9 protein-coding genes are annotated in these 12,666 nt (G+C 32.7%); 8 read left to right on the plus strand and 1 reads right to left on the minus strand.

Going from position 1 to position 12,666, the window contains the following annotated elements:
• Nucleotides 1-236 precede the first annotated feature (236 nt).
• Nucleotides 237-1,448, plus strand: a complete 1,212-nt coding sequence (locus CA_RS02745) for a S41 family peptidase (RefSeq protein WP_010963821.1) — start codon at nt 237-239, stop codon at nt 1,446-1,448.
• Between the two features lie 155 nt (nt 1,449-1,603).
• Complete coding sequence (locus tag CA_RS02750) at nt 1,604-2,908, plus strand: S1C family serine protease (RefSeq protein WP_010963822.1); 1,305 nt, start codon at nt 1,604-1,606, stop codon at nt 2,906-2,908.
• 67 nt (nt 2,909-2,975) lie between these two features.
• Here CA_RS02750 and CA_RS02755 read toward each other — a convergent pair whose 3' ends face one another.
• Complete coding sequence (locus CA_RS02755) at nt 2,976-3,800, minus strand: undecaprenyl-diphosphate phosphatase (RefSeq protein ID WP_010963823.1); 825 nt, start codon at nt 3,798-3,800, stop codon at nt 2,976-2,978.
• A 212-nt stretch (nt 3,801-4,012) separates the two neighbouring features.
• Here CA_RS02755 and uvrB point away from each other — a divergent pair, with 212 nt between their 5' ends.
• From uvrB to CA_RS02785, 6 genes are all read left to right on the plus strand, one after another.
• Nucleotides 4,013-6,013, plus strand: a complete 2,001-nt coding sequence (gene uvrB / locus CA_RS02760; protein WP_010963824.1) for an excinuclease ABC subunit UvrB — start codon at nt 4,013-4,015, stop codon at nt 6,011-6,013.
• A complete protein-coding gene (uvrA, locus tag CA_RS02765) occupies nt 6,013-8,832 on the plus strand; it encodes an excinuclease ABC subunit UvrA (protein WP_010963825.1) in 2,820 nt (939 codons plus the stop codon). The genes uvrB and uvrA overlap by 1 nt, the downstream gene beginning before the upstream one ends.
• Nucleotides 8,833-8,900: 68 nt before the next feature.
• Nucleotides 8,901-9,380: an FHA domain-containing protein gene (locus CA_RS02770; protein WP_010963826.1), complete on the plus strand. Its 480-nt coding sequence runs from the start codon at nt 8,901-8,903 to the stop codon at nt 9,378-9,380.
• Nucleotides 9,381-9,391: 11 nt separating this feature from the next.
• Nucleotides 9,392-10,594, plus strand: a complete 1,203-nt coding sequence (locus tag CA_RS02775) for an FtsW/RodA/SpoVE family cell cycle protein (RefSeq protein WP_010963827.1) — start codon at nt 9,392-9,394, stop codon at nt 10,592-10,594.
• A 1-nt stretch (nt 10,595) separates the two neighbouring features.
• Nucleotides 10,596-12,044, plus strand: a complete 1,449-nt coding sequence (locus CA_RS02780; protein ID WP_010963828.1) for a peptidoglycan D,D-transpeptidase FtsI family protein — start codon at nt 10,596-10,598, stop codon at nt 12,042-12,044.
• A gap of 9 nt (nt 12,045-12,053) precedes the next feature.
• Nucleotides 12,054-12,662 carry a metal-dependent hydrolase gene (locus tag CA_RS02785; RefSeq protein ID WP_010963829.1) on the plus strand — a complete coding sequence of 203 codons (609 nt, stop codon included), beginning with the start codon at nt 12,054-12,056 and terminating at the stop codon, nt 12,660-12,662.
• The last annotated feature ends 4 nt before the right edge of the window (nt 12,663-12,666 follow it).

Below are 12,666 nucleotides of genomic sequence, written 5' to 3' on the forward strand. Positions count from 1 at the left end.
CCTAATATAATTTAGAGTTAATCTTATTTCTAAATTATATTTTGGTATGGAGTGGTTTTGTTATATGTTTTTATTTATAAATAGTGAATAGATATAAAGATTTTGCCAAACATTATTTAATAGTGCTATAATAAATAATATTTGGTATATATGAAAACACTATGATTATTATAAATTAACAATATTATTGAAATTTCTAAGTGTATTTCATAAAAATTTGTGGGACGGTGAAAGCTTTGGATAATAAGAAGAAAAAGTGGATTGTCATTACGGTGGCTATTGTTGTTGTTACTAATATAGCTTCATTATTTTTGGGCGGAAGATTTTTAGTATTTGCGGGAAATAGTAGAGTTGCAGTAGATAAGGATACATATGACACTGTTCAAAAATTCTCTAAATTGTTTTCTGTAAGGGATCAACTTTATAAATACTACGATGGTAAAATCAGTGATAGTGTGCTTTTGGATGGAGCTTTGAAAGGAATGACTTCATCTTTAAAAGACCCATATACAGTATATATGGATAAAAGTGAAACAAAATCTTTCAATTCTGAAATTCAAGGACAACAATATGTAGGACTTGGAATGGAGGTTCAAGCGAAAGACAATAAAGTAATAGTATCTACTGTATTTGATAATTCTCCAGCGGAAAAGGCAGGGATGAAATCTGGAGATGTTATTGTAAAAGTAAATGGAACGGATGCAGTAAGCACTGATCTTGAGAAAACAGTTTCGATGATAAAGGGAAAAGAAGGAACAAGTGTTACACTTACATTATACAGATCCACCAAGGGAAACTTTGATATCACAGCAAAAAGACAAAAAGTTGCTATTGATACTGTAAGTGGAGAAATGTTAAGTAACGAAATAGGATATATGCAAGTTAGTATGTTCGATGAAAATACTGGGAATAACTTTAATAAGAAAATTGATGAATTAAAGCAACAGGGAATGAAGGGACTTATTCTCGATTTAAGGTCAAATCCAGGAGGACTTCTCAGTGCATGTATACAAGTGACTTCAAACTTTGTTACAAAAGATAAAGTTATAGTTTCAACAATTGACAAATATAATTCTAAGGAAGAATATAAATCAAAGGGTGGAAATTATATAGGTCTTCCTCTTGTAGTTTTAGTAGATGGAAATACAGCAAGTGCTTCAGAAATTTTTTCAGGTGCTATAAGAGATTATAAATTGGGCACCCTAATTGGTGAAAAGACATTTGGTAAGGGTGTTGTTCAGGCTCCATTTGATTTAAATGATGGTACACAACTTAAGATAACTATATCTAAGTACTACACACCAAATGGTGAAAATATACACCACAAAGGTATAAAACCTGATATAGAAGTTAAGTATCCTGATACACTTAAAGATAAACCTTATGATAGAAATTCGGACCCACAATTTCAGAAAGCTTTGGAACAAATAAAATCTAAAATGAAATAGATTTTTATGATTAATATATCGAAATTTACTTAAACTATTAACCTATACATGAGTCAGAGTATTCATCAAGGCTCTTGTATAAGGTTATTTTAGTGATTTCAATGTAGCTGACATTAAATTATAGCTATTATAAAGGAGAGGAGAATCTTTTTTACATGAATATTGCGGTTCAGACACTACGAGCTCTGGCTGAGACGATAGTTACTCCTTCTTATCTTTTAACAATCATTGTTATAATGATAATGTTTTATATGAAGAACAGAAGAATTTCGTTTATGCAGAGAATGATAATAGGTCAGAATATAGAGTCGCCTTTCGAGCTTACATTGTCACAAATAACTCTAAGTATAATTGCTGGAGCATTAGGTAGTGTTATTCTTTCTTATCTTGGAGTTGTTTTTAAAGATAACAGCGCAATAGTCTTGTTATTTTTAATTTCTGTAATTCTTATGTTTGCAGGAAGTAGGTTTCTATGTTTCTCTTATTCAGGGTCCATACTTGGAATTATAAGTATAGTGATTCAATTTCTTTCAGTGAACAAAATAGCGGATGTAAGCTCTATAAAGTTTCTTGAAATTGATGTTGTAATGATTATGTCACTGGTAGGAGTACTTCATATTGTAGAAGGAATAATAGTGATGATTGACGGAAAATCTGGAGCTATTCCTGTATTTACAAATAGAGAGGATAAAATAATTGGAGGCTTTGCTTTCAAAAGGTATTGGGTTTTACCAATAACACTATTGTTTCTTTTAAATAATGCAGATTTAAATGGAACTGTTAATGTAGCGACTCCGGACTCGTGGCCTATAATTAGAACTGCGTTTACAGTTATCGGTAAAAGTGCTGTTATATCATTTATGATGTTTTATGGCATCATAGGATATAAGAGTGTTACATTTACAAAAAGCAAACGTAAAAAAACATTTATGTCAGGAATGGCTATAGCACTTTATGGAGCTGTTTTATTGGGCTTATCTCAGGTGCTTAAGCATAACCTTGAACAGCAGATTATATTATGCTTGTTGGCACCTTTGTTGCACGAAACAATGCTTAGATTAGAAGCGTATTCTGAAGTGAAGGGGAAACCTAAGTTTGTGAGCGGCGAGGATGGAGTAATGGTGTTAGATGTAGCACCGAATTCTCAAGCCTATGAGATGGGTATAAAGAGCGGAGATTTACTTTTAGAAATAAATGATACAAAAATATTTTCAGAGGAAGATATTACAAGGTCGATTCAGAATATGAGTAAATATATGTGGTTTAAAATAAAAGATGTACAAGGTAAACTGAATGAGATAAGCTACGATAAATTTGATAGGAATAAGAAACTTGGAGCAATCTTTGTACCAAAGGGAATGCCAAAGGAAAGTAAGATAGTAAAATTTGAACATAAATCTTTTGATGATATTTTGGATAATGTTAATAAAGAGGATGAAAATAAAAAGGATCAAAAATAAAAGATGTTATAGTAAATAAAATGGACCCTATATAGGGTCCATTTTAAAGCTATAACATCTTTTATTTTTATACTATAAGAAAATACACTAGAACAGCACATCCTAGAATGATTCTGTACCACCCAAAAGCTTTGAAATCATGCCTTTTAATATATATCATGAGGAACTTTATAGCCAATATTGAAACAATAAAGGCAGATAGCATTCCTATGAATAATATGGTTATTTCAGTTGAAGTGAAGTGAAGACCAAATTTGAATAGTTTTAATAAGCTTGCCCCAAACATAACTGGAATTGCAAGAAAAAAGGTGTATTCAGCAGCTACAGTCCTTGATACTCCAATTAAAAGTGCACCTACAATTGTGGCGCCAGAACGTGATGTCCCGGGAAATACAGCAGCTATAAGTTGAAATATTCCAATTAGCACAGCGGTTGTGTAAGTTATCTCGGAAATAGATGTAATTCTAGGATGTTTACCTTTATTATGATTTTCAATCATTATGAATAGAATACCAAATGAAATTAGAGTAATAGAAACTGTTTGGTAATTATAAAAAAGAGCGTCTATTTTATCATCAAAAGGAATGCCTACGATAGTGGCAGGAATACATGAAATAATTATTTTTATCCACATGGATACAACGTCTTTTTTTAAATAAAAACCTCCATTTAGAGAAAATGGTATGAGTTTATTAAAATAAAGTAGCACAACAGATAAAATTGCGCCTAATTGTATGACAACTAAAAATACCTGTTTAAAAGCTTCTGTTACATTTAATCGTATAAACTCATTAACTAGTATCATATGTCCTGTGCTGCTTATTGGCAGCCATTCTGTAATTCCTTCGACAATTCCAAGGAAAATTGCTTTTAATATTTCGATATGTTCCATAATATCCTCCCGTATTTATGTTTTTAATATGCAAACAGTTTTACAATTGACATAAAGATTGCCATGGCAGAAAGTACTATGCCAATTTCTATGTGCTATTAGTGCAAGTTATGCTTACTTGTGGTATATTTATATTTTTAATTGACAATAGATATAACTAATATTAAAATTATATATTATAATACGAACAAATGTTTGATGGAGATGGTGTAATGGGCACATTTAAAATAAATTCAGCGTTTAAGCCTACTGGTGACCAACCACAGGCTATAGCAAGCATAGTTAATGGAATAAAAAATAATAATAAGTGGCAAACACTTTTAGGAGTTACTGGATCAGGAAAGACTTTTACTATGGCAAATATAATAGAAAAGGTTCAAAAGCCAACACTAGTAATTGCACATAATAAAACTTTAGCAGCTCAGTTATGTTCAGAATTTAGAGATTTTTTTCCGGATAGTTCTGTTGAATATTTCGTATCTTACTATGATTATTATCAACCAGAAGCATATGTTGCACAAACAGATACTTATATAGAAAAAGATGCTTCTATAAATGATGAAATAGATAAATTAAGGCATTCTGCTACCTCAGCTCTTTTTGAGAGAAGAGATGTAATTGTTGTAGCATCGGTTTCTTGTATATATGGATTAGGTAATCCAGAGGAATACAAAAAACTTTCTATATCACTTAGGACAGGAATGAATAAAGATAGAGATGAGATTCTAGAAAAGCTGGTTGAAATGCAATATGAAAGAAATGAAATAAATTTTGTTAGAGGTACCTTTAAAGTCAAAGGTGACACCATAGATATATTTCCAGCAGGATCAACAAGCAGTGCTATAAGGGTAGAGCTATTTGGTGATGAAATAGATAAAATAAAAGAATTTGACGTTCTTACAGGAAATACAATAAAAACATTAAAGCATACAGTTATTTTTCCAGCATCTCACTTTGCAACTTCAAGTGATAAAATTGAAGAAGCGATAAAGCAAATTGAGATTGAACTAGAGGAAAGACTTAGAGAGCTTAATTCGGAGGATAAACTTCTTGAAGCTCAAAGGTTAAAGCAAAGGACTAACTTTGATATTGAAATGATGAGAGAAGTTGGATATTGTACTGGAATAGAAAACTATTCTAGGATAATGGATGGAAGGCAAAAAGGAGAACCACCTAAAACCCTTATTGATTACTTCCCAGATGATTTTCTTATGTTTATAGATGAAAGCCATGTAACTCTTCCGCAGGTAAAAGCAATGTATGGAGGAGATAGATCTCGAAAAAATTCTTTAGTTGATTATGGTTTTAGATTGCCAAGTGCTTATGACAACAGACCTCTTAAATTTGATGAATTTGAAGAAAAAATAAATCAGATTGTATTTGTAAGTGCTACCCCTTCAAACTATGAACTGGATCATTCAGAAAATATAGCAGAGCAGGTTATAAGACCAACGGGACTCCTTGATCCAGAAATAGAGGTAAGGCCTACTAAGGGTCAAATTGATGATCTTTATTCAGAAATAAAGAACACAATTCAAAATGGTTTTAGAATTTTGGTTACTACTCTTACAAAGAAAATGGCAGAGGATTTAACAGATTATCTTAAGGATTTAGGAATAAAAACTACCTATATGCATTCTGACATAGATACATTGGAGAGAATGAAGATAATAAAAGACGTAAGAACAGGAGAATTTGATGTTTTAGTTGGAATAAATCTTTTAAGAGAGGGACTTGATATTCCTGAAGTTGCACTAGTGGCAATACTTGATGCAGATAAAGAAGGATTCTTAAGGTCAGAAAGATCTCTTATTCAAACAATTGGAAGGGCGGCTAGAAATTCCGAAAGCAGAGTAATAATGTATGGAGATAAAATAACCGATGCTATGGGAAAGGCAATAAGTGAAACAAAAAGAAGAAGAAAAATACAGATAGAATACAATGAAAAGAATGGAATAAAGCCTACTACAATTAAAAAAGCAGTAAGAGATGTTATAGGTATAAGTGAAGTAGCAGAGGGAAAAACAGAATATAAGAGTATGGATGAGGCAGTAAAAGCTGATAATAAGAATATAGATAAATTAATAAAAGAATTTGAAAAGGAAATGAAAGAGGCTGCTAAAGAACTTCAATTTGAGAAAGCAGCGTACTTTAGAGATAAAGTAAATGAGCTTAAGAAAAAATTAAATGAAAACGAAGAGGTAATAAAATAATGAAAGATAAGATAGTAATAAAAGGCGCAAAGGTTCATAACCTAAAGAATGTAGATTTAACGGTGCCAAGAAATGAGTTTGTAGTTTTTACAGGACTTTCAGGTTCTGGTAAGTCTTCTCTTGCCTTTGATACATTGTATGCAGAAGGACAAAGAAGATATATGGAATCCTTATCTTCCTATGCAAGGCAGTTTTTAGGTCAAATGGATAAGCCTAATGTAGAATACATAGAAGGTTTGTCACCAGCAATTTCTATAGATCAAAAGACTACTGGGAGAAATCCAAGATCTACAGTTGGAACTGTAACAGAGATATACGACTATTTAAGACTTTTATATGCTAAAATAGGAGTTCCACATTGTCCTAATTGTGGAAAAGAAATTTCTCAGCAGACTGTAGATCAAATAGTGGATAGTGTTATGAAACTTGAAGAAAGAACAAAAATTCAAGTGCTTGCTCCCGTTGTTAGAGGAAGAAAAGGAGAGCATACAAAATTAATTGCACATATAAAGAAAAGTGGATTTGTTAGAGTTAGAATTGATGGAGAAGTATATGAAATAGATGAAGATGAAATAAAGCTTGATAAAAATAAAAAGCATCACATTGAAGCTCTAGTAGACAGAATAGTAATAAAGCAAGGTGTTGAAGGAAGACTTACAGATTCAGTAGAAACAGCACTTAAGCTAGCAGAAGGACTTGTTGTAATAAATGTAATGGGAAAAGAAGATATGCTTTTTAGCGAAAATTTTGCATGTCCGGATTGCGGAATAAGTATAGGAGAAATTTCGCCTAGTATGTTCTCGTTTAATGCACCATTTGGAAAATGCGATGTTTGTGATGGAATAGGAACTTTACTTGAAATTGATGAGGATTTAGTTATCCCTGATAAATCAAAAAGCATAATGGAAGGTGCAATAGCGCCTTGGGGAGAAGGAAGGTTAAAGGAAGAGTCATGGACTTTTGGTGTTCTTAAGGCGCTTTCAAAGAAGTATAAACTTGATATAAATAAACCAATTGAGGATTATGATGAGAAAACTTTGAATATACTTTTATATGGCGCACCAGATGTGCTTAAGGTTAACTATGTTAAGGATTCTCAGGAAATGGTATTTAATCACCATTATGAAGGCATAATTAATCAAATGAAGAGAAGATATATGGAGAGTAATTCTGATTACATAAAATCTGAAATAGAAAATTATATGAGTAACAATCCATGTCCAAAGTGCAAAGGAGCAAGACTAAAAAAAGAAGTGCTTGCAATTACAGTTGGAAACAAAAACATATTTGAATTTTGTTCTATGCCAATAAGAGAAGAAGTATCTTTTATTGATACTTTAGAACTTTCAAATAAGCATAAAATTATAAGTGCTCAGATAGTTAAGGAGATTAAAAGCAGACTTGAATTTTTAATAAATGTTGGTTTGGATTACTTAAATCTTGCTAGAGAAGCTAGAACACTATCTGGTGGTGAGTCTCAAAGGATAAGACTTGCAACTCAAATAGGTTCAAGTTTAGTTGGAGTTCTTTATATATTGGATGAACCTAGTATAGGACTTCATCAAAGAGATAATGATAGACTTATAGCAACAATGAAAAATCTTAAAGATATAGGGAACACACTTATTGTAGTTGAACATGATGAGGATACAATAAAGGCTGCTGATTTTATTGTTGATATAGGTCCTGGAGCTGGAGAACATGGAGGAGAAATAATTGCGGCAGGAAGCTTAGAGGATATAAAAAACTGTAAGGAGTCTATAACTGGTCAATATTTAACGGGAGTTAAAAAGATAGAAGTTCCTAAGGAGAGAAGAGAAGCAGGCAAAAACTTTATAGAAATTGTTGGAGCAAAGGAAAACAATCTTAAGAATGTAAATGTTAAATTTCCAGTAGGATTATTTACTTGTGTTACAGGTGTGTCTGGTTCGGGAAAGAGTACACTTGTAAATGAAATACTATATAAAGCCTTAAATAAAAAAATAAACCGTTCAAAGCTTAATCCAGGAAAATATAAGAGCATTAACGGTATAGAAAACATTGATAAGATTATAGATATAAACCAAAGTCCTATTGGAAGAACACCGAGATCTAATCCAGCAACTTACACAGGAGTGTTTGACATAATAAGAGAGCTTTATGCATCTACTAAGGAGGCAAAGTTAAGAGGTTACAAGGCTGGTAGATTTAGTTTTAACGTAAAAGGTGGAAGATGTGAGGCTTGTAAGGGTGATGGAATAGTAAGAATTGAAATGCAGTTCTTATCTGATGTTTATGTACCTTGTGATGTTTGTAAAGGCAAGAGATATAATAGGGAAACATTAGAAATAAAGTATAAAGATAAAAATATAGATGACTTATTAAATATGACTGTAGAGGACGCATTGAAGTTTTTCGAGAACCTTCCTAGAATAAAGAATAAACTTCAAACTTTAGCAGATGTAGGGCTTGGATATGTGAGACTTGGTCAACCTTCTACTCAGCTCTCAGGTGGAGAAGCTCAAAGAATAAAGTTGGCTTATGAATTATCAAAGAGAAGTACAGGAAAAACACTATATATACTTGATGAGCCTACAACAGGACTTCATACAGACGATGTTAAGAAGCTTATAAGTATACTTCAAAGACTTACTGATATGGGAAATACAGTTGTGGTTATAGAGCATAATTTAGATGTTATAAAATGTGCAGATTATATAGTTGACTTAGGACCTGAAGGAGGGGAAAAAGGAGGTACTATACTTTGCAGTGGAACACCTGAACAGGTAGCTCAAAATAGTTCCTCATATACGGGACAATATCTAAAAAAGATGTTATAATTATAGGGTATATTATATTAGAATGCACGCATTATGCTTGAAATTATAACGTAAGAAGGTGTTAAATATTGGTTTCTGTATACAACATTAGTTCTTTGGCAGTGATTGGTGCAAGCCTAAGCAATATGAGTACAATTTTTAAGTTTGTTATAATAGCAATTGTATATCTTATAATCTTCACTGCCTTTAAGATAATGTATAAGGATATGAAAAATGGCGACAAAAGGCCTGCCGCAAGTAGAAAAAGAACATTTGGACTTGAAGTTTTGGAACCTGGAATGAATAAAACCATAAGAAGAGGATCAGTTGTTCCTGTAAGTAGAGAAATAACAATTGGAAGAAAAGACGATAATTCCATTATGCTTAATGAAGGTTATGTTTCTGGTCATCATGCTAGAGTTTATCTCAGAAATAATCAATATATTCTCGAGGATTTAAATAGTACTAATGGTACAGTACTTAATGGACAAAAAATAAAGAGCAAAGCATACATAAAAAGCGGTGATGAGATAAAAATTGGAAGCAGCCTTTTTAAGGTAATAGGATAGGTGATAATTAAATGGATAGTTTAAAGGATGAGAAAAAACTCTTAAGGTATACTTATTTTTTTTGTTTGATATGTTTCGCGAATATATCACTACTGAAAGATCCATTTGATGTGGGAGCTTTAGTGATGTTTGCTGTAATATGCTTTTTGATGGGATATTCTCATTTTATACTTAGAAAGTTTTTCCCTGATGGAGATAAATACTTGTTAGTATTTGCATGTATTCTTTCTTCCATAGGGATTGTTATACTGTATAGAATAAATCCATCATACGCAGTTAGACAGATAGTGTGGTTTATTGGCGGTATTGCTGTTTTTATATTAATTGTGGTGCTTTTGCCAGAGCTTAAAAAATATGATAGATATAAATATGTATATATGGTGATATGTCTATTATTTATGGCTATGGCAACCTTTAAAGGAACAGAAAAAAATGGTTCTAGAAACTGGGTTTATATAGGTTCCCTTGGTTTTCAGCCATCTGAATTTGGTAAGATATTTTTAGTTGCATATCTTGCAGCGGCGCTTAAAGAATATGAAAACTTTAAACAGCTTATCGAACCAGCCTTCGTAGTAATGGTATCATTAGGATTCATGGTACTTCAAAAGGATTTAGGATCGGCACTATTGTTTTTTGCAATATCTGTAACTATGTTGTACATAGCTACAGCTAAAAAGAAGTATGTATTGGTATGTTTTATCCTGTTTGCAGTAGGAGCTTTTATAAGTTATAAAATGTTTGGGCATGTTAGGCTTAGAGTTATGATATGGGAAAATCCATGGCCTTATAAAAGCAATCAAAGTTATCAAATAGTACAATCCTTGTATGCTATAGCTTGGGGAGGATTATTTGGTACAGGATTGGGACTTGGATATCCGCAATTTGTACCAGTATCTGAATCGGATTTTATTTTTTCTACTATATGTGAAGAAATGGGAGCCCTTATGGGGTATGCTATAATGATTTTGTATTTCTTGCTTTTCTATAGATGTATGAGGGCAGCAGTTCGTGCAGAAGATAATTTCTCTAGACTTCTTGCGGTTGGCTACAGCGCCATGATAGGTGCGGAAGTAATAATCATAGTTGGAGGAGTTACAGGAATGATTCCGCTTACAGGAATTACTCTCCCACTTATAAGTGCTGGAGGAAGTTCAATGATAATGATATTTGTTGCACTTGGTATTTTGCAAAAGATATCGGAGGGTGGAAGATAACGTGAATAATATTTCTAGTAATATAAAAAAAGTGCTTTTCATTTTTCTTGTTATATTTTTTGTTACTATATCTTATATAACTTATTTTGAGCTTATAGTTTCGCCTAAGATAGTTAATAACACTGATAATAAGAGATTATGGGCAAAAAGAAATGAAGTTTTAAGAGGAACTATTTATGATAGAAACAAAAAGGCTTTAACAAAGAGCGAAAGAGTAAACACGCTAACTCAGAAAAGAGAATATACTGGAGGAGCAATGTTTTCCCATGTACTTGGATATGTTAATCCACAGTATGGTTTAACTGGACTTGAAGCTAAATATGATCAGTATTTGATGGGTGCTGATGATCAACCAATTAATCAGTATCTCATGGAGCTTATAAAGAACAAAGGAAAAGTTTCGCCTGAAGATAAAAGAGGTGAAGATGTTGTTACAACTCTTGACTACAATATTCAGCAGCAGGCTTATAATCTATTAGGAGATAACAAGGGTTCGGTTGTAGTACTTAATCCTAAGACTGGTGAAATACTGGCAATGGTTTCAAAGCCATCCTATGATCCTAATGATGATGCTCTTAAAGCAAGCTGGGCAGCACTCAATAGTAATCCAGATAGGCCTCTTTTAAATAGAGCGGTATCAGGGCTTTATCCACCAGGATCTACATTTAAGACAGTAACAGCAATTAGTGCACTAGAAAATATATCGGGAATTCAGAATGAAACCTTTAATGATCCAGGGCAATTAGTATTTAACTCAACGGAATCCTTAAGAGATTTTGGTGGTGAGTCTTTTGGAGATATAGGCTTTAAGCATGCCTATGTTGTATCAAGTAATGTAGTTTTTGGTAAGATTGGACTTCAACTTGGAAATAATAACTTAAGGCAGACAGCGGAATCATTTTATTTCAATAAAAATATTCCGTGTGATGGAATTGTAATTGATAAAAGCAAATTTCCAACTTTGAAAAGTTATGAGAAGGGGAATATGGCTCAAAGTGCTATAGGTCAAGCGAGTGTTTTAGCAACACCTATACAGATGGCACTCGTAGCTAGTACTGTTGCAAATGATGGAGTTATGATGAAACCACATGTTGTAAATGAGATTTTATCTCCAAATGGTGACAAAATAAAATCTATCGAACCGGAGAGTATAGGAAATATAGTGTCTAAAGAGAATGCGGCTACAATGAAGGATTTTATGAGAAATGTTGTAGAAGATGGTACAGGAGTAAATGCAGCGGTAGAAGGAATACAAGTTGCAGGAAAAACAGGTACAGCAGATCATAAGGTTAATGGAAAAGATGCTACACCTCACTCATGGTTCATTGGTTTTGCTCCTTACGATAATCCTCAAGTTGCTATAGCAGTAATTGTAGAGGATGGAGGACAGGGCGGAAAAGCAGCTGCTGGAATTGCATCTAAAGTAATCCAAACTGCTCTTCAAAAATAAAGGTGAATAATGACTGGTAAAACTCATGCTGGAATTGGTGCGGCGGTTGGAATAGCATTAGCGGGTAAATTACCCGGAGGATTTAATGCGGTGGGAATGGGGCTGATAATTGCAGCCTCAATACTCCCTGATATAGATCATCCTAAGGGTATGTTGAACCAATACATATTACCTATAAAAAGTAAATTTATAAAAACTCTCTTTTATGGTTCTTTTGGAGCTCTTGTCGTATTTGGAAACTATTACAGGTTTCACATATTTATGCTTTATATTCTTGGCGCTCTTCTTTTTTTAATTGCAATTTCCTCACACAGAAATGGTCTTATGCATAGTGCAGCTGGTATGATAGTATGCACTGTATTAGTCGGATATGTTGCCAATAGATACAATATACATGTTATTATATACTATTTTATGGCAGGTTATGGGCTGCACCTATTATGTGACATGAGTACATCAAGGGGAATACCTCTTTTATACCCGTTTAAAAAGAAAAATTATAAGTTTTCATATACCTTTAGAGTTGGTTCGGCTAAGGGTACATTTATAGAAAACTTTTTGATAATACTAAGCTTGTTATACATAATATATAGACTTCCAGTTGTCTTTAAAACCTAAGGGG

Source organism: Clostridium acetobutylicum ATCC 824 (assembly GCF_000008765.1).
Lineage (GTDB): Bacteria > Bacillota > Clostridia > Clostridiales > Clostridiaceae > Clostridium_S > Clostridium_S acetobutylicum.

Excerpts from the sequence above, each read along its gene's own strand:
- CA_RS02775 (WP_010963827.1), top strand. The coding sequence starts at position 9,392 with ATGGATAGTTTAAAGGATGAGAAAAAACTCTTAAGGTATACTTATTTT.
- CA_RS02785 (WP_010963829.1), top strand. The coding sequence starts at position 12,054 with ATGACTGGTAAAACTCATGCTGGAATTGGTGCGGCGGTTGGAATAGCA.
- uvrB (WP_010963824.1), top strand. The coding sequence starts at position 4,013 with ATGGGCACATTTAAAATAAATTCAGCGTTTAAGCCTACTGGTGACCAA.
- uvrA (WP_010963825.1), top strand. The coding sequence starts at position 6,013 with ATGAAAGATAAGATAGTAATAAAAGGCGCAAAGGTTCATAACCTAAAG.
- CA_RS02755 (WP_010963823.1), bottom strand. The coding sequence starts at position 3,800 with ATGGAACATATCGAAATATTAAAAGCAATTTTCCTTGGAATTGTCGAA.
- CA_RS02750 (WP_010963822.1), top strand. The coding sequence starts at position 1,604 with ATGAATATTGCGGTTCAGACACTACGAGCTCTGGCTGAGACGATAGTT.